General features: G+C 57.6%; 21 protein-coding genes. 12 read left to right on the top strand and 9 right to left on the bottom strand.

Going from position 1 to position 24,528, the window contains the following annotated elements; translation table 11 throughout:
* Positions 1-5 precede the first annotated feature (5 nt).
* The 3 genes from ACZ5K9_RS05545 to ACZ5K9_RS05535 are packed head-to-tail and all read right to left on the bottom strand — an operon-like array spanning position 6 to position 5,020.
* Entirely contained in the window at positions 6-3,236 is a 3,231-nt protein-coding gene (locus ACZ5K9_RS05545; protein ID WP_464273429.1) for an efflux RND transporter permease subunit, read from the bottom strand.
* Positions 3,233-4,591, bottom strand: a complete 1,359-nt coding sequence (locus tag ACZ5K9_RS05540) for an efflux RND transporter periplasmic adaptor subunit (RefSeq protein WP_464273428.1) — start codon at positions 4,589-4,591, stop codon at positions 3,233-3,235. The genes ACZ5K9_RS05545 and ACZ5K9_RS05540 overlap by 4 nt, the downstream gene beginning before the upstream one ends.
* A 60-nt stretch (positions 4,592-4,651) precedes the next feature.
* On the bottom strand, positions 4,652-5,020 hold the full coding sequence (locus ACZ5K9_RS05535; protein ID WP_464273427.1) for a YkgJ family cysteine cluster protein: 369 nt from the start codon (positions 5,018-5,020) through the stop codon (positions 4,652-4,654).
* A 173-nt stretch (positions 5,021-5,193) separates the two neighbouring features.
* On the opposite strand from ACZ5K9_RS05535, the gene ACZ5K9_RS05530 reads away from it, so the two are divergent.
* Complete coding sequence (locus ACZ5K9_RS05530) at positions 5,194-5,604, top strand: HIT family protein (RefSeq protein ID WP_464273426.1); 411 nt, start codon at positions 5,194-5,196, stop codon at positions 5,602-5,604.
* A gap of 19 nt (positions 5,605-5,623) precedes the next feature.
* On the opposite strand, the gene ACZ5K9_RS05525 is transcribed toward ACZ5K9_RS05530, so the two are convergent.
* From ACZ5K9_RS05525 to dusB, 3 genes are read right to left on the bottom strand one after another with little or no spacing between them, the layout of a single operon-like run.
* The gene (locus ACZ5K9_RS05525; RefSeq protein WP_464273425.1) at positions 5,624-6,520 is read right to left on the bottom strand and encodes a glycosyltransferase family 2 protein; all 897 of its coding nucleotides are present in this window, start codon (positions 6,518-6,520) and stop codon (positions 5,624-5,626) included.
* Between the two features lie 16 nt (positions 6,521-6,536).
* Positions 6,537-8,282, bottom strand: coding sequence for a 4-hydroxy-3-methylbut-2-enyl diphosphate reductase (gene ispH / locus ACZ5K9_RS05520; protein WP_464273424.1), 1,746 nt, complete (start codon positions 8,280-8,282; stop codon positions 6,537-6,539).
* Positions 8,279-9,349 (bottom strand): tRNA dihydrouridine synthase DusB, encoded by a 1,071-nt coding sequence (dusB, locus tag ACZ5K9_RS05515; RefSeq protein WP_464273423.1) that lies wholly within the window; start codon positions 9,347-9,349, stop codon positions 8,279-8,281. Before dusB ends, ispH begins: the two co-directional genes overlap by 4 nt.
* 301 nt (positions 9,350-9,650) lie before the next feature.
* On the opposite strand from dusB, the gene ACZ5K9_RS05510 reads away from it, so the two are divergent.
* The 4 genes from ACZ5K9_RS05510 to ACZ5K9_RS05495 all read left to right on the top strand — a co-directional run bounded on the left by ACZ5K9_RS05510 (position 9,651) and on the right by ACZ5K9_RS05495 (position 14,347).
* Positions 9,651-10,550, top strand: coding sequence for a phosphorylase family protein (locus ACZ5K9_RS05510; RefSeq protein WP_464273422.1), 900 nt, complete (start codon positions 9,651-9,653; stop codon positions 10,548-10,550).
* 77 nt (positions 10,551-10,627) lie between these two features.
* Positions 10,628-11,491, top strand: a complete 864-nt coding sequence (locus ACZ5K9_RS05505) for a 1,4-dihydroxy-6-naphthoate synthase (RefSeq protein WP_464273421.1) — start codon at positions 10,628-10,630, stop codon at positions 11,489-11,491.
* On the top strand, positions 11,492-12,604 hold the full coding sequence (locus tag ACZ5K9_RS05500) for a hypothetical protein (RefSeq protein ID WP_464273420.1): 1,113 nt from the start codon (positions 11,492-11,494) through the stop codon (positions 12,602-12,604).
* A gap of 30 nt (positions 12,605-12,634) precedes the next feature.
* Positions 12,635-14,347 carry a glucose-6-phosphate isomerase gene (locus ACZ5K9_RS05495; RefSeq protein WP_464273419.1) on the top strand — a complete coding sequence of 571 codons (1,713 nt, stop codon included), beginning with the start codon at positions 12,635-12,637 and terminating at the stop codon, positions 14,345-14,347.
* Between the two features lie 308 nt (positions 14,348-14,655).
* Here ACZ5K9_RS05495 and purB read toward each other — a convergent pair whose 3' ends face one another.
* The gene (purB, locus tag ACZ5K9_RS05490) at positions 14,656-15,954 is read right to left on the bottom strand and encodes an adenylosuccinate lyase (protein WP_464273418.1); all 1,299 of its coding nucleotides are present in this window, start codon (positions 15,952-15,954) and stop codon (positions 14,656-14,658) included.
* Positions 15,955-16,202: 248 nt separating this feature from the next.
* On the opposite strand from purB, the gene ACZ5K9_RS05485 reads away from it, so the two are divergent.
* Genes ACZ5K9_RS05485 through ACZ5K9_RS05455 form a run of 7 tightly spaced genes read left to right on the top strand, consistent with a single transcriptional unit; the run spans position 16,203 to position 22,426 of the window.
* On the top strand, positions 16,203-16,691 hold the full coding sequence (locus ACZ5K9_RS05485; protein WP_464273417.1) for an acyltransferase: 489 nt from the start codon (positions 16,203-16,205) through the stop codon (positions 16,689-16,691).
* Positions 16,688-17,062 carry a DMT family transporter gene (locus ACZ5K9_RS05480; RefSeq protein ID WP_464273416.1) on the top strand — a complete coding sequence of 125 codons (375 nt, stop codon included), beginning with the start codon at positions 16,688-16,690 and terminating at the stop codon, positions 17,060-17,062. The genes ACZ5K9_RS05485 and ACZ5K9_RS05480 overlap by 4 nt, the downstream gene beginning before the upstream one ends.
* A gap of 22 nt (positions 17,063-17,084) precedes the next feature.
* Positions 17,085-18,092, top strand: coding sequence for a Gfo/Idh/MocA family protein (locus ACZ5K9_RS05475; RefSeq protein WP_464273415.1), 1,008 nt, complete (start codon positions 17,085-17,087; stop codon positions 18,090-18,092).
* A 15-nt stretch (positions 18,093-18,107) separates the two neighbouring features.
* Entirely contained in the window at positions 18,108-19,205 is a 1,098-nt protein-coding gene (locus tag ACZ5K9_RS05470) for a DegT/DnrJ/EryC1/StrS family aminotransferase (protein WP_464273931.1), read from the top strand.
* A gap of 22 nt (positions 19,206-19,227) precedes the next feature.
* On the top strand, positions 19,228-20,223 hold the full coding sequence (locus ACZ5K9_RS05465) for an SDR family NAD(P)-dependent oxidoreductase (protein WP_464273414.1): 996 nt from the start codon (positions 19,228-19,230) through the stop codon (positions 20,221-20,223).
* Positions 20,220-21,410 carry a DegT/DnrJ/EryC1/StrS family aminotransferase gene (locus tag ACZ5K9_RS05460; RefSeq protein ID WP_464273413.1) on the top strand — a complete coding sequence of 397 codons (1,191 nt, stop codon included), beginning with the start codon at positions 20,220-20,222 and terminating at the stop codon, positions 21,408-21,410. Before ACZ5K9_RS05465 ends, ACZ5K9_RS05460 begins: the two co-directional genes overlap by 4 nt.
* Positions 21,407-22,426: a glycosyltransferase family 2 protein gene (locus ACZ5K9_RS05455; protein ID WP_464273412.1), complete on the top strand. Its 1,020-nt coding sequence runs from the start codon at positions 21,407-21,409 to the stop codon at positions 22,424-22,426. The genes ACZ5K9_RS05460 and ACZ5K9_RS05455 overlap by 4 nt, the downstream gene beginning before the upstream one ends.
* A 44-nt stretch (positions 22,427-22,470) precedes the next feature.
* Here the strand turns inward: ACZ5K9_RS05455 and ACZ5K9_RS05450 are convergent, their stop codons facing one another.
* Both ACZ5K9_RS05450 and ACZ5K9_RS05445 read right to left on the bottom strand, forming a co-directional pair.
* Entirely contained in the window at positions 22,471-23,139 is a 669-nt protein-coding gene (locus tag ACZ5K9_RS05450) for a potassium channel family protein (RefSeq protein ID WP_464273411.1), read from the bottom strand.
* Positions 23,140-23,150: 11 nt separating this feature from the next.
* Positions 23,151-24,515: a TrkH family potassium uptake protein gene (locus ACZ5K9_RS05445; protein WP_464273410.1), complete on the bottom strand. Its 1,365-nt coding sequence runs from the start codon at positions 24,513-24,515 to the stop codon at positions 23,151-23,153.
* Positions 24,516-24,528: the final 13 nt, after the last annotated feature.

Here is a 24,528-nt window from a genome sequence, read left to right as displayed (position 1 = left end):
CCGCTTTAGGCGGCAAGGGCGTCCACCGAATTGACCGGCTTTGTGTCGAGGCCGTTGTTTTTTCGGCGTTGTGCGGGTTCCACATCTTCGCGACGTTGGGGCCAACGGCCGTTCCGTGCACGATACAGCACCAAGCGGATATCGTTCAGGATGGCAAAAAGCGCTGGAATCAAAACCAAGGTCAAAACCGTGGCGAAAGCCACCCCGGCGGCCAGGGTCACCGCCATGGGAATGAGGAAACGTGCTTGAAAGTCCGTTTCCAGAACCATGGGCATGAGGCCCCCCACGGTGGTCACCGTGGTCAGAACGACCGCCCGGAATCGACGTCTTCCGCCTTCCACAACCGCGTCAAAAAAGCGCATGCCTTCCGCGAGGTTTTCGTTCACCCGTTCGATAAGCACAATGGCATCATTGACGACGACACCCGTCAAAGCCACCATCCCGAAGAGGCTCATGATGGAGATGTCGAATCCCATGAGGAGATGGCCGACCACCGCCCCGATGAGCCCAAAAGGGATTGTCACCATGATGATCACGGACTGAACGTAGGACCGAAAAATTGTCGCGATGATGATGAATATGCCGAGCAGTGCTAAAGGGAAACCCACTTTGAGACTCGACAGGGATTCGCGCATTTTCTTCTTTTCCCCTTGCACCGCGATGCGCAATCCGGGGTAGCGTTTTTCCAGATCGGGGAAAAAGCCTGCCGAAAGCTCTTGAAAGATTTCCTGAGCATTGGCTCGGTCGCTGTCCACGGCCGCACTCACGGCGACGCGGCGCATGCCGTCCGTTCGGGTGATTTGGGCATATCCCGGGGCGGATTCAAGGGAGGCCACCGATCGCAAGGGCACCTCGGCCCCCTGAGCGGTTCGAATGCGAACGTGGTCAAGCTTGGACAGATCGCGTCGTTCCTCTTCGGTGTAGCGCACCTTGATGCGGATATCGTCCCGACCCCGCTGTATGCGAAGCGCTTCTTCCCCGTAGTAGCCTGCGTAAATCTGGCGGGCCAAATCCTCCACGGTGAGCCCCAAGGCGTGGGCTTCCGGTTTCAGCCTCAGTCGCAGTTCTCTTTTCCCTGCGGCATAATCGGACCGGATCTGGTACACGCCGTCGAAACGCCTGAGCCGTTCCATGAGCTCTTCGGAGGCCGCCACGATGTGGTTCATATTTTCCCCTTGGATCCACACCTCGATAGGCGCACCCGGTGGCCCCGCCTCCATGCCTTCAAAAGTCAAAGATTTGATGCCGGGAATTCGCCCCGTTTCCTTCTCCCAGGCCACCATAATGTCCTTGGAGTGGATACCCCTTTTTTCCGAGTCCAGGAGGATGGCCTGAATGGCACCGAAGTGCGGGCCCCGAGAGGGCACCTGGCCGAGGGTTTGACCGACCAGCACCAGGCGGTCCACGAGCAGCGGCTGTCCCGTGCGGGTTTTGAGACGCTCGTTGAGACGGAGCAAAGCGTTTTCAACCCGGCTGACAGCCTCGTGGGTGACGTCCACCGGCGTGCCCTCCGGAAATTCGATGGTCGCGTTGATGACGAACCCGTCGATTTCGGAAAAGACGATGAACTTCACGATGCCGCCCTGGATGACCCCAAGGCTGATGAGCAGAACCGCGATGGCCGCGCTCAGTCCGATATAACGCCACTTGAGAAAGAAACGAAGGGACGGAAGATACACTCGCTCGATGAACCAGTCCGTTCCCCACTGGACCTTCCGCTGTATTCCGTCGAGAAGTCGACGAAGGGTGGCGGGTTTTGATTCCCGATGATTGGGATCGGGAAGATCGTTGAGATGAGCAGGCAGCAGGGTGAGGCACTCGAGGAGAGAGACGCTCAGACAGGCCACAACCACCTGTGGGAGAATGGCAATAAACTTTCCCATGATGCCACCGACAAAGGCGAGGGGGATAAAGGCGACGATGGTTGTCGTCACGGCGGCCACCACGGGGAGCCCCACTTCCCTCGTTCCCTCGACAGCCGCCCTGAGCGCCGGTTCTCCTCTCTGTCGATGGACGAAAATGGCTTCACCGACCACGATGGCATCGTCGACGATGATTCCCACGACCATGATCAAGGCGAAAAGAGAGATCATATTGATGGTGCCACCGAGACCCCACACGATGGCCAAAGCCCCTGCCACCGAAACCGGGATGCCCATGCCGGCCCAGAAGGCCAGACGAACGTCCAAGAAGAGCCAGAGGAGGACGAGCACCAGGAGGAGGCCGTACAGGCCGTTCCTGAGGAGAAGGTGAATGCGGGCCCGGAGCATGTCCGTGGTATCGTAAAGGATCTTGATGTGCAAGGAATCCGGCAGCTCTTTTGCCTTTCGTTCGACAAACCGGGTCACGGCGCTGGAGATGGCCAGGGCGTCCTCCTGGGATGTCTTAAACACAATGAGCATCACGGCCGGCTGCCCGTTCACCGAGGCTCGGATCGGATCCTCCGTGAATCCGTCCACAATCCGACCGACCCGACCCAAGGGGATCATGGCGCCGTCCGGTGTTGCGAGAAGGACAAGGGAGGCCAGCTCTTCACCTGTGTAGCGGCGTCCCACGGTGCGCACCCGAATTTCCTCCCCTTCGGTGCGAATGGTTCCCCCGGCCAGGTTGAGATTGCTCCTGCGCACGGCGTCCGCCACTTGGGCGAAAGTGAGGCCGTAGCGGCGCAACGTTTTTTCCGACACTTCGATATGAATTTCATAGTCCCGGGTGCCGAAGGTTTCCACCTGGGAGATTTCGGGCAGGGCCTGGAGTTCGTCTTTGATCCTTTCGGCCCATTCTTTGAGACGCCCTTCGCTCATGTTTCCCGAGAGGTACACGAGGGCAATAGGGCTTCGCAGCGTCACATCCGTAATGACCGGTTGTTCTGCGTCCACCGGGAAGGTGGACACGGCATCAATTTTCGCCCGAACTCGATCCAGCACGACGCGAAGATCGGCGTTCTCCATGACCTCGATGGTTGCCGTTCCCACGTTTTCTTGAGCCTGCGTGATGATCTGTTTGATGCCTTCCACCCCTTCCAAGGCTTCTTCGATCTTGCGACAAATCCCTTCCTCCACCTCTTCAGGATCAGCTCCGGGGTAAGGCACGGTGATGGTGATCATGTCCAAGGAAAATTCGGGGAAGTTTTCCTTGATCATGAACACGCCGGCCATGATGCCCGCCGTGAAGATCAAGACCAGGACGATGTTGGCAAAGACTTTGTTCCTGGCGAAAGCCGCCAGCAGGGATTTCATGGCATGGATTCCTTTAACGGCCGGGAATGGGTTTCCCCAAGGTCGAGGAGCATATTTTCCAGTGGGTTGACGAGCCGGGTTACAATGACCCGGTCGCCCGCGTGGATGCCCTCCGAAACGAGCGCTTCTTCCCCTTGGAGGCGGGCCACGCGGACCGGGACCGTCTTCAAGCGGTTTTCCACGGCCACATACACTTTGCTGTCATAGGTCACCGCCCATTGGGGTAATCGCACCACTTGGCGCAGGGTCCGTCCGGGGATATCCACGGCGCAGAACATGCCGTCGACCAATGGCAGCCTGGCGGCGTCTTTGGGAGAGGAGAGCCCTCCCGGGACGCGGACCGCCACCGTCAGGGTGCGGCTCGTGCGGTCAAAGGCCACGACTCGGTGGAGGAATCCTTGCCAGGTCTGATGCTCGGGATCTTCGGTCCAGCGCACAACGCATGGCACTTGACGGAGTCCTTGAAACCACGCCATGTCCCCAGGATGCCTGTCCGCGTCGAACAGAAGCCACCGGCGCGCGTCTTCACTGTCGAGAGGCACGAGGATCTCCAGGAGGGAATCGTCGGCAAACGTCACGGCGGGCGCGCCGGGAGTGAGGAACTGCCCGGGTTCCACGGATTTTGTCGCGATGCGGCCCGTAAAGGGCGCCCTCACTGTGCATCGCTCACGCTGGGTCAGGGCCCGCTGCTTTTGCGCCCGGGCCGCCTCTAAGCTGCTTTGGGCTTCGCGCAGCCGCATGGGATACACCGCGAGGTTTTGTTCCACCAACTGGAGCTGATCCAGGGCCTGATTATAGGCTTTTTCGGCGGCTTCCACCCCGGAGCGTGTCCCGACTCGACTTTCGTCGTAGAGACGTTGCAGTCTTTGATATTCTGTGAGAGCGAGATCCCGTGTCCGTTGCAGGATCGCGAGGCGCCGCTTTTCCAGTTCCCATTCTTTCTGGAGCCGTTGGACCGTGTTTTCCAGTTGCGTGACCTGAGCCTCCGCCTGTGCCAACGCCGACTCATAGTCCCGGGGATCGATCTGAAACAAGACATCCCCTTCAGGGACGATTTCCCCGACGAGCAGACGAGGATGCACGGCCACGACCATTCCCGAAACTTCCGGGGACAGGATCACGCTGCGGATGGAATGGGCTTCGCCATAGCCCGTCAGGACCACAGGCGCATCTTCCGGCCGGGCCTCTCGGATCTCCACCTTGAACGCTTGTTCTTGATAAACGGCTTGCGCGGGAGGTTTCTTCAGAGACGCCAAAGCCGCCATGGCGGCGATCCCGGCGAGAAGAATGGCGCTGGAGACGATAATCGGAAACCAAATTCTGTGATGCCCTGGTCCGACTTTCTGAGAGTCCATAGTGACGGCTCGCGCCTTCGGGGTCTCATCGCAGAGATTGACCCCGAAGATGTTTTGGAATTATGGCCACATCAGGCGGTAGCGATGGTGAATTTCCGCCTCCATATCTTCATGAAGCAGCTCCACGGGGCGGGCCCCATGGGGGCACAACACGTTCGGTGTTGTCCCAAATAACCGACAAGTGAACGGGCGCACCGGGTAGATCGTACAGCCGTGATCGGCAAGGTACGGACAGGTGGTTCCGTGAGCGGTCAAAATCTTTCGCCCTTGAGCTTCCAAATAGGCCCGGATACGGGCGTCTTCCTCACGGGTGCGGGAAGGCACCCCGAAGAGGCGGCAGCAGTCCGTACATCCGGGCAGACACTGCATAGGGGGAATGAGGGCATAGAGATCGTCCAAAGTCATGGGGCTTTCATCGGCACCGTGCATGGTTTCCCTCCGGGCTCTCCTGATGGGCTTTGCCTCCAAAACTTGCACAATAGCCTCTCACCATCGTATTCTTCCGACAAAAGGCGATATCGCCCCTCGGGCGTGTCGGACTATAGGGCCGAAAGATACGGAGTGCAATAAGATCACCGAGAGGATGCCAGGGAGGAGATAACATGACGGATTGTATTTTTTGCCGAATCGTTTCCGGCGACATACCTTGCGCCAAGGTGTATGAAGATGAGCGTGTGCTGGCCTTCTTGGACATCAACCCTCTCATGCCCGGCCACACTCTTCTCATTCCTAAAAAACATTCGGAAACCCTGTTCGATATGGATCCGGAAGATGCGGCGGCCTGTGGGGCCGCCTTGCAGAAGGTGGCCGCTGCCGTCTTTAAGGGGATGGATGCTGAGGGGATGAACGTCCTCCAAAACAATTACGAAATTTCAGGACAGGAAATCTTCCACGTGCATTTTCATCTTATGCCTCGCACAACCGGCGACGGGTTCAAGGTTCCATGGCCGGCAAAGAAGTACGGACCCGGTGAGATGGAATCTGTGCTCCAGCGGATTCTGCAAGCCTTCTAAACGCCTCGGCCCGGACAACTCAGCTGCGGTTTCCCTGGAGCGCATGATGGGCGTGTACGGATGAAGACGAGTTGGAATGGGCGCCCGCCGAGTTGCTTTTGGCTAACGTGAGAGCCCACGAAGCCTCCTCGAGTTTACCGCGCTTGAGGCAGCCCGCGGCGTAAACGGCCGCTTTGTGTTGAATGATGCGTTCGACATGCTCTCGTTGGGTGGCACTCAGGGGTTCTGTCTGCAGGAGCTTGGCCAAGGCGCGAAGACGAAAGCGGTCCAACGCGGGGACCGTGGCCGAGAGCTGATCCCCGTGGCCACCCCTTTTGATCACCAAAGCCTTCGGGACAAGCCCCATAGGATAGCGGCACCCGATGCGCAGCCATAGGTCATAGTCTTCACAGGCTAAGAGGGATTCGTCGAAAAGCCCGACTTCTTCAAAAAGGGTGCGATGGACCATCACCGCCGACGGGCTGACAAGGCAGCGCTCCAGCAGCCTTTCAAAACACCATCCGGACGGTTTCGCGTGATATCGCCTGGGATTGCGGCGTCGGCCGTTCTGCACCCAGATTTCATCCGTTTGGCAGATTCGCATTTGGGGATGCTCGTTGAAATACTCCAACTGAGCGCGGAGCTTCCCCGGAAGCCACAAATCGTCGGAATCGAGAAAGGCAATCCATTCTCCTCGAGAAGCTTGGATCCCGGCATTCCTCGCCGCACTCACGCCGCTCGGGCGTGCGAGGCGGATGGTGTGCACAGCTTCTCCGTAAGCGGCGAGCATGCGCGGCGTGTCGTCTTCGGACCCATCGTCCACAACAATGAGTTCGAAAGATGCTTCTTTCTGCGCGAGCACTGATTCCACGGCGTCCCGCAGCATAGCCGCACGGTTTCGTGTGGGGATGATCACGCTGGTCAGATGTGGCACCATGGCCCACGTCCGGTTTTCACAGGCTCATCAGCCGGGTCCAGAAACACCCGAGAAGTCCCAGCCCCACGAGAACCGACTCAATGAGGGTTTCCAGGAGGGCGGCGTCTTTGAGACGACGCCCTCGGGAAAAACGGAAAAACACCCTGTAGGTGAGAGCGGCCGCCGCGAAGAAAATGCCGAACGATGTCGACAGTCCGACGGAAGATCCAAGGAGCGAAACCAAAGCGAGGAGCGCCAACACAAACACGATGAACCGGCCGGATTTCTGTTCTCCCCACAAAACGACAATCGTTTCGCGGCCTACCAATCGGTCGCCTTGAATATCGAGGCTGTCCAAGAGCGCCGTGCGGACAAGCACCAGCAGGAACACCAGCGCAAAAGCGTAGAGCAGCCGTCCGAGGCTGTCTCCCATGTGATGGAAATGGGGAAGCCAAACGGTGACGCTCGCCCAGGCCAACGGGACGGTAAAAGTTTTGGACCCAGGAATGTCCTTGATCTTCAGCACACTCGCTCGATGAATCCAGCGCGGTTGAAAAATAGGGACGGCATACAGGGACCCGAAAGCGAGCATCACGACCATAAAAACCCCTGGGAGGATCCCTTGGGCGGCGGAGCTGACCAAGGCGAAAACGGCGGCGGCGATGCCCGCCGTGGTAAAGGCGACGCGGTTTTTTTCGTAATAAGATGCCCGCTGGGGGTCGTTCAGTTGAAGGGCTTCCCGGTCGATGTAGCGGTTCAGCGTGTGCATGGCAAAGGCGTAGGCGGCAGCCATGAGGACATGCGGAAAGCCGATGGGAAGATTCGTGAGCGCAGACACCGCCTCCGTGAGAAGACCCGCCGCGGCGGCACACGCGACGTTGTTGTAGGCCAGCTTTTCCAAACGATGGCGCCACCGGGTGGTCCTTGAATCGTGTGGATCCGGCGTGATGTTTTCCAAAAATCGCACCACATCCCGGATCATCCAATTCGGTGTGGACGCTCCGGCCGAAACCCCCACCCTGTGGAATCGGGACATCTCCCGGAGATCCAAATCCTTTTCCGTCTCCACGTGATATGTGGGAACACCGCATTCTCGAGCCGTCTGCGCTAACCGAATGGTGTTGCCGCTGTGCGTCCCTCCCACAATGACCATGGCCTCGACATGCTGACAAAGGCGCCGCACTTCGTTTTGGCGTTCGTGGGTGGCCCCGCAGATGGTGTTTTCCACAATGCCGTGGGGATACTTTTCTCGAAATCGGGCTTCGATGTTTCGAAACACCTCTTCATTTTGGGTGGTCTGCGCCACCAACAACACGGAAGACCAGTTGGTGGGGAGTCGCTCCAGATCGTCGGGCGTCTGAATGACCACACCCCGTCCTTCCGTATAACCCATGAGGCCGATGACTTCTGCATGATCGGGATCTCCGGCGATAAGAGTATGAAAGCCTTTTCGCGCGTACTTGCGGATGATGGCTTGAACTCGGGCCACGCGTTTGCACGTCGCGTCAATGAGTCCTCGGGAAACCTCTTTCAGGCGGCGCCGCTGATCCGGTGGGATCCCGTGAGCGCGGATGACAACCCACCGATCGCGACAATCTTCTTCCGTGGCGGCTTCTTCCACACCGCGCTCCTTGAGCATGGCCAGCACCTGACGGTTGTGAATAAGGGGCCCGAAGGTGCACAAAGGCATTTTGTCCCTGGATCGTAGCGCTTCCAAGGTCGTTTCCAAGGCCGTTCGGACGCCTTCGCAAAAACCTGCCGTTTCGGCCACGATGACTTTCATGGGTGCTCCTGCGTCATGAGGACTGGACCGGGATCCCGGACCTTGCAGGTCAGCAGGTCGGCCTCTGAAACGGCCAGCTCGGAAACGAAGGTTTCAAGAAGATCCAAGATGCCGGCAAGGTCCGGGGCGTGCATGAGCCGGGCCCGCCATGTGGAAGAATTTGGGCACCCTTTCGTATACCACACGAGATGCTTTCGAAGGGCGCCGACGGCTTTGGGTTTTTCCTGAATGAAAAGGTGAGCGTGGTCGAACACGGTCTTTCGGAAGTCTTCCCAGGTCGGCCGTCGGGTCAGAGGGCTTTGAGGCGTGAGGTGCTGGGCGATGACGTGAAAAAGCCAGGGGTTTCCCAAGGCACCACGCCCGATCATCACCGCATCACAGCCCGTTTCCTGCTTCATGCGGAAAAAATCGGAAGGTGAGGTCACATCGCCGTTTCCGATGACCGGAATGGTAAGCTCCTGTTTCAGTGATCGAATCCACTTCCAGTCGGCCCGTCCCGCATAGACTTGGCGGACGGTGCGGGCATGGAGGGTCACGGCGTCCGCTCCAGCCTCCTGGATCCTTCGGCATAGGGTGAGAACATGAATTTCCTGCCGATCCCAGCCAAGGCGCGTTTTGACGGTCACCGGGACGGACACCGCCCGTTTGACGGATTCCACAATGCGGCAGAGCCGATCCGCATCCCTGAGCAGAGCGGCCCCTGCTCCCTGTCGCACGATTTTCCGGACGGGACATCCTGCATTGATGTCAACGATGGCGGCCCCGCTATCTTGTACGGCTCGAGCGGCTTCCGCCATGGCGTTCGGGTCGGCACCGAAAATCTGAATGGCCAAGGGAACCCTCACCCGTGAGGGGATATCCAGAATCCTCAGACAGGAAGGGTCCCGGCGCCGAAACCCCTCGGCGCTCATCATCTCCGAGGTGGCTAGACCTACGGCAAATCGCGTGAGCACGGCAAGGAATGGGCCGTCTGTCACACCTGCCATGGGAGCCATGACCACCGGAGGATCCACCTGGACCGCCCCGATTTTCATTGCGCCGTTATGCGAAAGGTCTTGTTTCCCCATATGGTTCTCGCGCTCAAGGTCCGGTGAACAGGGGAGATTTCTCACGGAGCTTGAGGATCATGATTTTGAATCACCGCTTCATAAAGGAGTTTTCGATGAGAAGTCAACCGCACGAACCGGACTGCCTTGACGTTGACAGGGGTTTTGCCCCTTTGTTAGGAGCTTGTCCGAAAATGTTCCACCCTTCTGGATGGAACGGATGGAGGGGCCGGTCTGTTCCGGGGGTCCGGAGGTGTCGGCTCTACCCTGTGTCGGGGACGCTCCGCCGAGGGGGGACGATGATCACCCAAGGGGTAAAAGAGTGCATTTTCGGAGCCTGGATCTTTTGATCGTCAGCGCGGTGCCCTCCGAAGTCGACAGGCTGGTCGGTTGGTTTGAGACTGTGGAGTCCTGCGATGCGGGGTGGACAACAATCCAGGCTGGCGGGTTGGGACGCCTCCAGGTCGGGCTGGCCTGTCTCGGGATCGGTAAGGTCAATGCCGCCGCAGGGGCGGCAGCCCTCATCGAGCACTTCCGACCCGCCATGGTTTGGGTGATTGGGAGTGCAGGAGCGTACCCCCAAGGGCCCCTTCGGCTAGGCGACGTTTTGGTCTCCTCTTCGGTGTCTTTGGGGGATGAGGGTGTTTGGGAGAGACACGGCATTCGCGGCATGGACACTCTCGGCTTTCCTGTGGGGATCGAAAGGGGAAGCCCCGTGTTTGACCGCTTTCATTTGAGCGAAGATCCCCTCTGGAAAGCTGTCGCCCAACTGACACCCCCGGGATTGTATTGTTTGGGTGAAGCGTTGAAAGGATTACCGGTCGCACTGCCTTGTGCAGTGGGGTCTTCCTCGAGGTCGGCCGTCCAGGAGCCCCCTATGGGGGAGCCCCCTACGGGAGCTTTTCAGGTGCTTTTCGGGCCGTCGGTCACCGTGAGCATGTCCAGCGGTGATGAATGGGTCGCCAAAGAGCGTTTTACCCGGTATGATGCGTGGGCTGAGGACATGGAAGGAAGTGCGGTGGTGCAGGTGTGCCGCCGATATGAGGTTTCCGTGGTTCAATGCCGAGGGGTGAGCAATTGGGCGGGGCTGCGGGACCGAAGCACGTGGTGCATGAAGGAGGCGATGGCCCACGGGCACGCTGTGCTTGGGACGTGGCTTGAGACAATACGCCGGAAACCGGAGGATTTTTTTTGTCCGCCGAAGGAAGGTCTCCGGCGATGATCGAGGGGTGGTGCATGGAAAGAGCGACATGCCGTCCCGCATAGGGAGGCATGAGCGCTCTGCAGGGGAGGAGGCGCTTGCCCGAAATTCTCTCTCTAGGATATTCCACGTGCCCAAATGACACATTCATCTTCGGGGCATTGGCGCTCGGTGCCGTCCAACCCACCGGAGTACGCTATGAGCCGTTTCTCGCCGACGTGGAAGTGCTCAACCGCAAGGCGAAAGACGCTCGACTGGATGTGACAAAGATCTCTTTCCACGCTGCGGTCTATTGCCTCAAGGACTACTGGATCCTTCGTGCCGGGGGCGCTCTGGGCCGAGGGTGCGGTCCCATCGTGGTGGCCCGGAAACCATACGGCCCGGGTGATTTGGCGGAGGCCACCATGGCGATTCCCGGCCGCATGACAACGGCGAACCTTCTTCTGGAGCTTGCCGGATTCCATCGGGGACCGCGTGTGGAGATGTCTTTCGAAAAAATCCTGCCGGCGGTGGCCTCGGGCGCTGTGGACGCCGGGCTTGTCATCCATGAAGGGCGGTTTACCTATGCCGGATTAGGGCTGCACTTGGTGTTGGATCTGGGAACGTGGTGGGAGGAACACACGGGATGCCCCCTGCCGCTCGGATGCATCGTGATTCGCCGGAGTTTGGGGCGAGAGATCGCGAAAATTACGGATCGGGCCATTGTGGAAAGCCTCAACTGGGCCCAAAGCCATCCGGAGTCCGTATGGCCGTATATCTGCAAACACGCGCAAGAAATGGAACCTGATGTCATTCGGCGTCACATCGAGACATTTGTCAACGAGTTCAGTCGAGATGTGGGTCCGGAGGGCGAAAAGGCCGTGCGCCGGCTGCTTAAGGAAGCTGCCCGAATTGCCGGCATGGTTCTTCCTGAAACTCCACTTTTTTGGACGGATTCTTCATCGGAAGACGAGGTGGCGTAAATGCAGCAGACGAATGTCCGCCCGTTTCTTTTTCCTCACAGTGTATTGCCGGAAACCGCTGCCCGGTGCTTTCTCACCGTGTGGCCGTCTCTGGAGTGTTTACGGTCTGTTGAGCCGGCCCATGTGCCGCAGTGGGCTGCACCGTACTGCGCCCAACGTGTCTTGACGAAGGATGAAACATTTTGGGCTCGCGTCCGAGGTCTTCTCAAGGGCTATCGAGAATTGGGCTCACGTGTCGGGGAAGATGGATTGATGGCCGTTCTCAGTCGGGATTGGGCGATGGATGCCGCTCCCGAAACCCGGGGCCACATCCAGTCAATCCTCAGGGGGATGAGCCCGGATCCACCCAATCCGGCCGATGGCCTCCTGACAGAGGCGGCGGTCTTTCTTGAATTGGGCAAGGAGTTGGATGTCCGAGAGCTGGACCTGTCACGAAATCTCGAGGATGTCGGCCGGTTGGAGGAAAAACTGTTTCAAGCCCTAGGGGCCGATGAAGAAGACAGCGCCGAATTGCAAAAAGCTTTGGAAACGAGCAATCCCCCTTTGAGTCCAGAATGGGGGCATTTCGGATACCTGTTGCGGCAGCGCATCGGCTTTTGGTTTCGTTTGTTCAGCCAGATGACGTTTTCCGGCGAACGGGTTGTGTTGGCGGCACTGAGCCGGGACGTGGTGGAAGAGGCGCTGGATGCGCTCCAAACGGCAAAGGAAAGGCACGGCGACCAGTGGGACCCGGGGGAGACGGCGTTGTTCACCTTTCCCCGAGTGGATAGTTTGAGCCCCGAAGAGCTGACCCACTGGCTCAGCGCCGTGGACAGCCTGGAAAGTCGGCAGCGATTCCGACAGGATCTCGAGGCATTCATTGATGAGCCGACCCGGCCCGAACGGAGGCGTGACCTTGGGCAAAGCGCCCAGGAATTTGAGAATGCTCTGAAAATCCTGTGGGCTCAATGGGGTCGAGATGCCCAAGGGATCCGTGGTTACCGGTTCGTCCTCACTGCTCCGAGGGATGTGACTTACCAAGATATCTGGTGGTCCCTGGACCGAGCGGGGGCACAGACGCTCGGTCCGGGATCGGTCAGCCGGGATCCCGTCGTGTTTTTTCACCTAGAGTGAGAACGGAACGGGCGGAAAGGGGAGCGAGGCATGCAGAGCGGAGTTTCTTTAGAAGGCCGTTTGGGGGAATTGGCGGAGCCCGTGCAGGCCGCATTGTCGCGGATTCAGGCGGAACGGGTGGTGGCTCGGATTTGGAGCGGCGATCACACGGTCTGGAAGCCGGAGCCCCGGGAAATCACCAATCGTTTGGGATGGCTTCGAGCACCCACCCTCATGGAGCCACATTGGGATGAGATCCACGAGTTTGCTCAGGAGATTCGGGGGAGCGGTTTCCAAAGGGCCGTGCTTCTGGGGATGGGGGGCTCGAGCCTTGCCCCGGAAGTTTTATCCCGGATGTGCCCTCAGCGGGACGGTCTCCTCACCGTCACGGTTCTCGATACCACCCACCCTGACGCCATCGCCCGGATCCGTGACTCCTTGGACTTCGCCAAGACGCTTTTCATTGTGTCCACAAAGTCCGGCGGCACGGTGGAGACCCTTTCGCTGTTTAAATATTTTTACCGCCAGGTCTCGGCCCTTTTGGGCCCGCACAAGGCAGGGGATCACTTCTGTGCCATCACCGACCCGGGAAGTGGATTGGAAACGTTGGCCCGGTCGCTTCGGTTCCGCAAGATCTTTCAAAACGATCCCAATGTGGGCGGGCGCTATTCGGCGTTGACCTTTTTTGGGCTCGTGCCCGCGGCGCTCATGGGGTTCGACGGACGATCCATTTTGGAGCGCGCCGAAGCCATGGCGGAACGTTGCCGAGGGGAAAACGGCCGTGCCCAGGGTGGCAACCCCGGTCTATGGCTTGGGACTGTCCTGGGTACAGCGGCCCTGCACGGTCAGGACAAATTGACGCTGTGGACCGATGCCGCGTTTGGCAATCTGGGCGACTGGGTGGAGCAGCTCATTGCCGAGAGCACCGGGAAAGAAGGCAAGGGTATTGTCCCGGTGGTGGACGAACCCGTTGGGGAGACTGCCGCCTACGGTCCTGATCGGTTGATTGTGCTGACCGGTGTCGGGAAAGATCGTGGTGGGGCCCGGCCATTGGATTGGGGTTCCGATTTTTTTGGGGCGGGTATTCCCCAAGTGAGGGTGCAGACCGAGGGACCGCAGGAGGTAGGAGCTCTGTTCTTTTTATGGGAGTTTGCCACGGTGGTGGCAGGCCACCTGCTCGAGATCAATCCTTTCGACCAGCCCAACGTGGAATCCGCCAAGGTCCAGGCGAAAAAAATGTTGGCCGAATATTCGGCATCAGGGCGCCTGCCCCATGTGCCGACGGCTCTCCAGTGGCGCAATGTGGATGTCATCGGGCATGCGGCAGGATCTACGGTAAGGGAAGCTTTCCATGCCTTCGTCGATGCCGTGCCGGCGGCCGGCTATATCGGCGTGCACGCGTATGTGGCCCCTTCAGCGGAAGTCACGGCGTCGTTGCGAGAACTGCAGAAAACTCTTCGAGACCGCACCCAAAAAGCCGTCACCGTCGGCTATGGACCGCGGTTTCTCCATTCCACGGGGCAGCTTCACAAAGGCGACGGGGGCAAAGGGGTTTTTATCCAAATCACGGACGAACCGCAAACGGATCTTCCCATTCCGGACGACCCCGGTGGAGAGACGTCGACGGTCACCTTCGGCACATTGATCGCGGCGCAAGCGCTCGGCGACAGGGAAGCTCTGCTGGCCGCCGGTCGCCCCGTGCTTCGGCTCCACATTCGGGGGGATGTGGCCCAGACGGTTCGGGCTCTCGCCCAGGAAATTTAGAGCGCTCCTGTTTGACAAAGAAAGGTTGTCGGCGGTCTCCTTGGGACTCGCCGTTTGGGTATGATCCCAAGGAGCTTCGGGTTTCGTGTCCCGCCCTTTTATTCTCGGATGGTATTTTGGGAAAATGAGCCCCGAGTTTTGAGGCGTCGGAGGAGCGCCACCCGTGGATTTCCCGGGTTCAGCGGCTGCGTTTTCCTCCGATGGTCGAGGTGGGCTTGGCCACGAGGCGCTGAGAACCCCTTCCCTCACAAGGGGCGTGCCGTCCCCGAGATTCCCGTCGTCGTGCCGTGAGCGTTCACGGCTCCGGCTCAAGAATCCCCAAAAACTCGCTGAAAAATGGCATCCACGTGCTTCAAGTGATAGCCGAGGTCAAAAAGCCCGTCGAGTTCCGCTGCCGTAAGGTGTGCGGCGACTTCGGGGTCGGCGTGGAGATGGGTCTTGAGGTGGCCGCCCTCCTGCCACACTTTCATGGCATTTCTTTGCACCAGCCGATAGGCCTCTTCTCGGCTCAGGCCCTTGCCCACCAAAGCCAACAGCACCCGCTGGGAGAACAGCAAACCCCCTGTGATTTCCATGTTTCGGCGCATTTTCTCCGGGTATGCGACGAGTTTGTCCAGAACCCGCGTCAGACGGTTCAGCATGTAATCCAGAAGGATCGTCGAGTCCGGGCCGATGATCCGTTCCACGGAGGAATGGCTGATGTCCCGTTCATGCCACAGAGCCACATTTTCCATGGCCGCTAAGGCGTAACCTCGAAGCACCCGTGCCAACCCGGACAGGTTTTCCGAAGCGATGGGGTTGCGTTTGTGAGGCATGGCCGACGAACCTTTTTGGCCCGGGGCGAAGTATTCTTCCGCTTCTCTCACTTCGGTGCGCTGCAGGTGGCGGATCTCCACGGCGATCTTTTCCACGGTGCATCCGATGAGGGCCAGGGTGGTGAAATACTCGGCATAACGATCCCTCTGGATGACCTGCGTACTGATGGGCGCGGGTTCCAGGCCGAGGCGCCGGCACACGCGGCGTTCGACATCCGGATCGATGTTGGCGTAAGTGCCGACGGCGCCGGAGATTTTTCCCACCCTCAAGGTGTCTCGAGCCCGGACCAATCGTTGGCGGTTGCGTTGCATTTCCGCATACCACAGGGCCCATTTGAGACCAAAGGTGATGGGTTCCGCATGAATCCCGTGAGAACGGCCCATCATGACGGTGTCTTTGAATTCGAAGGCACGACGTTTCAGCACGTCGAGGAGCCGGTCCAGATCGTCCAGGAGCAGATCGGAAGCTTCCAGGAAGAGCAGCGCGTTGGCGGTGTCCAGGACGTCCGAGGAGGTGAGTCCCTCGTGGATGAAGCGCGAGGCCGGTCCCACGTGTTCCGCCACACATGTGAGGAACGCGATGACGTCGTGTTGGGTTTCCTGTTCGATTTCATCGATCCGCTCGACGCTGAAGGCCGCCTTTTCTCGAATCTCTTTGATGGCCCAGGGGGGGATTTCACCGCGTTCGGCCCGCGCCTCACACACGGCCAGTTCCACGTCCAACCACTTGCGATATTTGTTTTCCAAAGTCCAGATGCGGCCCATTTCCGGCCGTGTGTATCTCATGATCATAAAAAACCTCTCCACATGTTCGGGTCTTGAGGGAAAAATTTTCGGGGCATCATAATACCCGACTCCAACCTTTTTTTTAAAGCGGGATGTTTTTGTGGAGTCCCATGACCGCAGAGGATCCACGTTCCGGTGGGCGTGTTACTTAATCTTGGCTCCGGGCGCTTTTGGTGCTATAGAAAGCGGGCTCCTTTTTGAGAGCAAGGGTATAGTATGAAGGTCTGGTGAAGACGCTTGGAAGGATATTGGTTATGCCGGTAGCACCGAATGTCAAGATGGGGAAAGGCGTTCATATTCATCATCCTGATTTGGTGAATTTGTATGGCTGTACGATTGGTGATGGAACAAAGATCGGGGCTTTTGTGGAGATTCAGAAAAACGCTATTGTTGGATCCTATTGTAAGATCTCTACACATACGTTTATTTGTGAGGGAGTGACCATTGAAGATGAAGTCTTCATTGGGCACGGCGTTGTGTTTGTCAACGATCGTTATCCAAGAGCCGCGTGCGAGGGGCGATTACAAACGGAGGACGACTGGACCGTCATCCCGACATTGGTCAAGAGGAAAGCCTCCATCGGCAGTGGGGCCGTCATCTTGTGTGGAGTGACCATTGGTGAAGGGGCATTGGTGGGCGCTGGGGCCGTTGTGACTCGCGATGTGCCGGATTACAGTGTCGTCGTTGGAGTGCCGGCGCGTTGCCTTCGGAGTATCACAGAGAGGCTGGGTGAGGGGGCGTGACGAAACAAGCTCTCTTTTTCATCGTGCTGACAGCGGCCACAACAGCCGGAGCGAACCTGTTGATGAGGGAAGGGATATTGAGGGCCGGAGGGATTCAGTTCGGTCCCGAGACCTTGTTTGGGGACCTCTTGAGGTTGTTCAGGCAGCCTCTCTTGGACATCGGGGTCATTCTCTATGCTGTTGCCTCGATTATATGGTTTCGAGTGATTTCGACGGAGAATCTCAGTACGAGTTACCCCATACTTGTGGGAATGACGTTTTTATTTGTGACGTTGGGTTCCCTCATGTGGTTTGATGAATCTTTGACGTTGGGGAAAATTCTGGGAATGTGTTTCATCCTCATCGGGATTTTGGTGGTGAGCTCAGGATGAAGGAAGGGGTAAGGAGAGGGTGATGATTGGAATCGGTGTCATTGGCTATGGGTACTGGGGGCCCAACCTGGTAAGAAACTTCGCCGAAGCTGCGGGCGCCAAGGTGGTGGCGGTTTCTGATTTGCGCCAAGAGCGGCTCCGTCTTGCCAGCATCCGTTATCCCGGCATCAAGGTGATGACGAATCACGAAGAGCTCATCGTGGATCCCCAGGTCGATGCGGTAGCCATCGCGACCCCGGTTTCCACCCACTACGAATTGGCCCGGACAGCTCTTGAGGCGGGGAAGCACGTCTTGGTGGAGAAGCCGTTGACCGCCTCATCCCAGCAGGCGGAGCATCTCATCGAAGAGGCCGCACGTCGCAACTTGGTCTTGATGGTCGATCACACGTTTGTTTATACGGGGGCTGTGCGTAAAATAAAAGACTTGGTGGAGCATGGCGAACTCGGAGAAATATATTATTACGACTCCGTGCGGATCAACCTCGGTATTTTTCAGCACGACGTGAACGTTATATGGGATTTGGCGGTCCATGACCTTTCGATCATGGATCATGTCTTGCCAGTTCCACCCATCGCAGTGTCCGCCACGGGAATGAGCCACGTGCCCGGGAGTCCTGAAAACATTGCTTATATGACGCTGTTCTTTCACGGAAATCTCATAGCTCACATTCATGTCAACTGGCTGGCTCCCGTCAAGTTGCGCTCTACCCTTATCGGTGGAAGTCAGAAGATGATCGTGTATGACGATCTCGAACCGAGTGAAAAGGTCAAGGTATACGATAAGGGAATTATGGTCGATAAGAATGGCGAAAGCTTGTATCAAATGCTCATTGGTTACAGAACCGGGGATATGTGGGCCCCGCGGCTGGATCTCACCGAAGCGCTTCGAACGGAAGTCATGCACTTTCTCCAGTGCATTGAAAACGCTGCCCGACCCTTAAGCGACGGAGAGGCAGGGCTCAGAGTCGTGAGAATGTTGGAAGCCGCCACAGAATCCATGCGGGCGCAGGGCCGACTCGTTCAGCTATGACGGGAGATGCCGATGATGATCCCTTTCGTAGATCTCAAAGCCCAGTACGTAACCCTCCAGCACGAAATCCAAAAGGCCGTGAGTCAGGTTCTGGAGAGCTGCCAGTTTGTTTTAGGCCCCCACGTCAGCGCTTTCGAAGAGGCTTTCGCGGCCTATTGCGGCGCTCGATATGCCGTCGGGGTGAATTCCGGGACAAGCGCATTACATTTAGCGTTTTTAGCGGCAGGAATTGGGCCGGGGGATGAAGTGATCACCGTGCCCTTTACGTTCGTGGCCACAGTGGCGGCCATACGCTACACGGGTGCCCGAGCCGTTTTTGTGGACATCGATCCTGTCTCTTTCACTTTGGATCCGAAACGGCTTGAAGAAGCGATCACACCAGCCACGAAAGCCGTGGTTCCCGTCCACTTGTACGGGCAACCCGCAGAGATGGATCCCATTCTTGAGATTGCCAGGCACTACGGCCTTGCCGTCATCGAGGATGCGGCGCAGGCGCATGGGGCCGAGTACAAAGGCCGTCGAGTAGGCACCTTGGGGGACATGGGATGTTTCAGTTTCTATCCCGGAAAGAATTTGGGAGCTTATGGAGAAGCGGGGGCGGTGGTGACTGACAATCCTGAGTACGCCCGTCTGATTCGCATGCTTCGGGACTGGGGTGCGGAAACCAAATACAATCATGTGCTCAAGGGATATAATTACCGCATGGAAGCACTGCAAGGGGCGATTCTCGGGGTCAAGTTGCGTTACCTGGAAGCCTGGACAGAGGCGCGACGAAGGCATGCAGCTCTCTATGACGCCTTGCTCACTGACTCGGCTGTGGAAACTCCACATCAAAGGCCTGAAGTGAAACATGTCTATCATATTTATGCAATCCGTACATCGCAGAGGACTTTCTTGCAAGAAACTTTAACCAAGGAAAATATTCATACGGGAATCCATTATCCTATTCCCGTTCATTTGCTCGAAGCCCATTCAGACCTGGGGTACCGACGTGGTGATTTTCCATGCAGTGAGGCCGCGGCGGAACAGGTCCTTTCTCTGCCCATGTACGCGGAGCTTTCGGACGCAGCGATCCACAGGGTCGCGGAGGTTGTGAGAAGGGCACTCGATTAGGACGTTGACCGAGGGGTTTGGAATGCATTGCCTTGTGACAGGTGGAGCGGGCTTTATCGGTTCGGAGCTGGTGCGGCAGCTCGTCAGTCGCAACCTGAAAGTGACCGTGATTGATAATTTGGTCAACGGAAAGGTGGAAAATCTTCAAGGGCTTCCTGAAGAGCGGATGTCTTTTGTCCAGGCTGACATTCGGGATTACCCGCGAATGGCGGAGTGCATGGAACACGTGGATATTGTGTTCCACCTCGCGTGTTTGGGAGTTCGCCATTCGATTCATTCTCCCATCGAAAATCACGACGTCAATGCCACCGCGACGCTCCAAATGCTGGCCATGGCGAAGAGACTGGGAGTGAAAAGATTTGTATATGTGTCCAGTTCCGAGGTTTATGGAACGGCCCGGTGGGTACCCATGTCCGAGGAGCACCCCACCTTTCCACACACCGTTTATGGAGCGTCGAAATTGGCCGGGGAGTGTTATGCCAGAGCCTTTTACGAAACCTATCGGTATCCCACAGTGATTGTGAGGCCCTTTAACGCCTACGGGCCTCGATGCCATCACGAGGGGGACAGCGGGGAAGTGATCCCTAAATTTTTGCTGAGATGCATGGCTCGACGGCCTATGGTGATCTTTGGGGACGGACATCAGACCCGTGACTTCACTTATGTGGCGGATACGGCCCGCGGGATTGTTGCGGCCGGCATGACCGACGAGGCCATAGGTCAGACCATCAATTTAGGGAGTGGCGAGGAGATCAGCATCAAGAGTCTGGCCATGAAGGTAGCGGAGCTGGAAGGTCAAGCCCCTGCAGAGATCCTCTACGAGGAGCCGCGTCCGGGGGATGTGCTCAGGCTCTGCGCGGAGACGACCAGGGCGAAAAAGCTTCTCCACTTCGAACCACAGGTAGGGCTGGATGAGGGGCTCAGAGCCCTACGGGAGTGGTATCTCAGCACAGGACTCTCTCCGGAAGAGCTATTGAAACAAGAGGTCGTTCGCAACTGGCAAAGGAGCGTCCCGTGATTGAAATCCCCGTTGCGAAACCTTGGACCGACGCACGTGAAGTGGAGGCTGTGGAGCGTGTGATCCGGTCCGGTTGGGTGACTCAGGGGCCGGAGGTGGCGGCTTTTGAGAAGGAGTTTGCCTCTTTCGTCGGGGCGCTTCATGCGTGCGCTGTCTCCAGTTGTACCACGGCGCTTCATCTGGCGCTGTTGGCTGTCGGTGTGGCTCCTGGAGACGAGGTCATTACCGTCAGCCATTCCTTCATCGCGACCGCCAACAGCATCCGATACTGCGGCGCCATCCCCGTTTTTGTGGATGTGGAACCAACCACCTTCAATATGAACCCGTCCCTCATCGAATCGGTCATTACCCCCCGGACGCGTGCCGTTCTGTGCGTCCATCAGATGGGAATGCCCTGTCACCTTGAGGCGGTCTGTGACGTGGCCAAGCGCCACGGCTTGTTTGTCATCGAAGATGCGGCCTGTGCGGTGGGAAGCGAGATTTTATGGCAGGGTCGATGGGAGAAGATTGGGAAACCCCATGGAGATATTGCCTGCTTTTCTTTTCATCCCCGAAAGATGCTGACTACTGGAGACGGCGGCATGCTGACCACGAGCCGTGGGGAGTGGGATCAAAAGTTCCGCCTTTGGCGTCAGCATGGGATGACCGTCCCCGATGCTGTTCGCCATGGCGCGAGAGAAGTGATTTTCGAGTCCTACGCGTCTTTGGGTTTCAATTACCGTATGACGGACATTCAAGCGGCTTTTGGTCGAGAACAGTTAAAAAAGCTTCCCGAGATGATCGCGAAACGGCGCGATCAAGTGCGGCGCTACAAAGAGCTTCTCCAAGATATCCCCGGACTCGTGCTGCCCGAAGAACCGCCTTGGGCACGAACCAATTGGCAGAGCTTTTGTGTCAGACTGCCGGAGAGTGTGAATCAGCAGGCGGCGATGCAGGCCCTTTTGGACGAAGGGATTGCCTCGCGTCGGGGTATTATGTGTGCGCATCGGGAACCGGCCTACCTGAAAGAGGAGTGGTCATGCGGCCTCGGGCCCGGACCCTGTGGGTGCCCGCAAAATGCCTGCGCCCGGTTGCGGGAAAGTGAGCAAGCTCAGGATCATTGCGTGATTCTTCCTCTCTATCACGAAATGACCGAGGAAGATCAAATCCGTGTTGCCGATGCCCTGAGGAAAGTGTGCCATTCATGAGCTGCAGATCGAGCGCGGAAGTCGCTCAAGGGGCTTCAGCCGAAATGACCGAGATCACCCCTGGGACAACAGGGACAACATTGATTTCCGTGGTCACCCCAGCCTTCAACGAGGCTGGAAACCTCCCCGTTCTCTATGAGAGGCTGCATCGCGTCTTCACAGAGTCACGCGTCCATTGGGAGTGGATCGTCGTCGATGATCACTCTGCCGACGAAACCTTTGAGGTTCTGCGAGCTCTATCGACTCGGGACCGCAGGGTTCGCGGCTTTCGGCTCTCCCGTAATTGCGGCTCTCACGTGGCTTTGGTCTGTGGCCTCCATCACACAAGAGGTCAATGTGCGGTGGTTCTCGCGGCGGACTGCCAAGATCCCCCAGAGTTAATTCCGCAAATGATCAGGCAATGGCTCAATGGCGCACAGGTGGTTTGGGCTGTTCGGAACCGTCGTGAAGGTGAAAAACAGCGGACTATCACTTTCTCAAGATTTTATTACTTCTTGATGCGAAGGCTTTTCGGGCTGAAAGAACTGCCGGCCACCGGTGCCGACTTCTTTTTGGCCGACGCGCGTGTTGTGGAAGCTCTGCGGCAGTTCCGGGAGCGAAATGTCAGCCTTATGGCGTTGCTGACGTGGATGGGTTTTCGGCAAACCTCGATACTCTACGACAAGCAGGCCAGGCTTCATGGACGATCGGGATGGAATTTGAGTAAGAAGCTAAAACTTTTCCTCGATTCCGTAACCTCTTTTTCCTATTTGCCCATAAGGGTCATGGCGGCTGTGGGAATACTCATTTCTTTTGCAGGGTTTTTATACGCGTGCGTTGTGATCGCCAATGCCCTCACGGGATCTCCACCTCAAGGCTGGGCGTCTCTTATGGTGATTGTTCTTGTCATCGGGGGCGTGCAGATGATCATGATGAGCATCCTAGGTGAGTATCTCTGGAGGGCTTTGGATGAAGCCCGACGGCGACCACAGTTCCTTGTCGAATCCTCCACTGATCATGAAAATCTCAAGACCTAGCCAGGCGTTGCCCACGTGTGGCGTCATCACTTCGCATGGGGCCATCAACGACCCGTTCGGGTTGTTTTCTGCAGTTGTTCCATGGCCTTGTTGGGCGCTAAGAGGATCAGAACATCTTCGGCATTGATGACAAAATCAGCCTTGGGGATAAATGTGAGCTTGTTGTCGGGTTCCCGCCGGACGGCAAGGACCTGGGTGCCATATCGATTGATGAGATCCAAATCTCTCAAGGTCTTGCCTATGAAATCGGGCGGGGCCTCCAATTCGAAGATCCCGTGGTCGCCGATAAACGGGAGATACTCCAGGATATTCGGATTGGCCAGACGTCGAGATAGACTGATGGCCATGTCCTTTTCGGGAAAAAGGATATGATCGGCGCCGACGCGTTTGAGAATCCTTTCGTGCTCCTCGCTCAGGGCTTTCGCGTAGACCTGCGGGACGCCGATCTCTTTCAAGAGAAACGTGGTGAGGATGCTTGCGAGCATGTTCGTTCCAATGGTCACCACGGCGACATCCGCTTCGGCGATCCCGAGGTCGAGCAGATTTTCTTTCACTGTGGCGTCTGCCGCTACCGCGACAGTCAAGTCGTTCTTGGCGTGCTGGACGGCGTCTTTTCGAATGTCCAACCCCAGCACGTCAAATCCTTGTCGGGACAGTTCGCGGCCGAGGTAAAAGCCAAAGTTCCCTAAACCGATGATGGCGATACGCTTCACGTTGGATCCTTTCAGCCGATCATGACGGGTTCTTCGGCGTATTCGTAACGACTGGTTTTCTTTGCCGGCTGAATAGCCATGGCGAGCACCAGGGGTCCGAGCCGGCCGATGAACATCAGACCGATGACGGTGATTTTTCCCCAAAAGCTCAGCGTGGGGGTGGCGCCAAGGCTAAGGCCGACCGTGCCAAAGGCGGATGTGGCTTCAAAAAGGATTTCCAGAAATCGTCCCCGACTCTCCTCCGCACCCAAGTGCCCTAACTCTGATCCCAACAAGCACCCAGTTCCCATGACCACGACCACGGCCGATAAAACGAAGACGGAAAAGGCACGCCGGAGGGATTCATCGGGAATGCTTCGTCGAAAAGCATGGACGCAGGGGCTTCCTTTCAAACGGGCCCGACTGAGGGCGGCCAAGACGGCGACGGTGGTGGTTTTTACCCCGCCTCCCGTAGAACCTGGACAGGCCCCGACGAACATGAGCAGGATGGTTCCCAAGAGGGTCAAATCTTTCATTCGGGCGAAGTCTAAAGAGTTGAAACCGGCCGTGCGTGTGGTGACGGATTGGAAAAATGAGGCCAAGATCTTGCCGCCGGGGGAGAGATCGGCTAGAGCCGCGGTCCATTCCATGGCAAGGAAAAAGACCGTGCCCGAAAGGATGAGGAAGACCGTTGTGCTGACGGACAGCTTCGAGTGGAGGGATAGTCGTTTCCATGGTCTGGGACTTCTTGCGGCCCGCACCGTCTCGTGCAAAACTAGAAAACCAATGCCGCCGAGGATGATGAGGCCCGCCATGACGAGTATAACCAGGGGCGAATTCTGATAGCCCATAAGAGAATTCGGGAAAAGAGAAAACCCCGCATTGCAGAAAGCGCTCACACTGTGAAAAACCGCATGGAAAAAAGCCTGGCCGGGAGGCATTCGATCCAAAAACGCACCGAAAAGCAAAGCAGCCCCCGTGGCTTCGATCGCGGCGGTATAGAGCACGACATGGACGATGAACGTCCATAATTGGACACTTCGCCCATAGGTGTATGTGTCTTGGAGAAGAAATCGAGATTGCAGAGAAACGCGCTGCCCAAGGACCATGAGCAGCACCGTGGAAAGCAGCATGATCCCAAGCCCACCCACTTGGATCAAGACGAGCAGGATCCCTTGGGCCCATGGGGTGAACTGACTCCCGATGTCGTAAAGGCTCAGGCCCGTGACACACGTGGCCGAAGTGGCCATGAACAGCGCGTCAATGAAAGGAATGCGGCCTCCGGCTCGAGTGGGCAGGATGCGCAATGCCAAGCTTCCCACAAAGATGATCGCGGCGAAGCCCGCGACGGGAACCAAAGGTGGGGGTAGAAGATTTTTTCTACGATGCGACACCATAGAGCCTTTTTTC

It is taken from the genome of Desulfosoma profundi, assembly GCF_055387865.1.
Note: the sequence above shows the minus strand (reverse complement) of the source record. Positions and strands in the feature narration are given on the sequence as shown.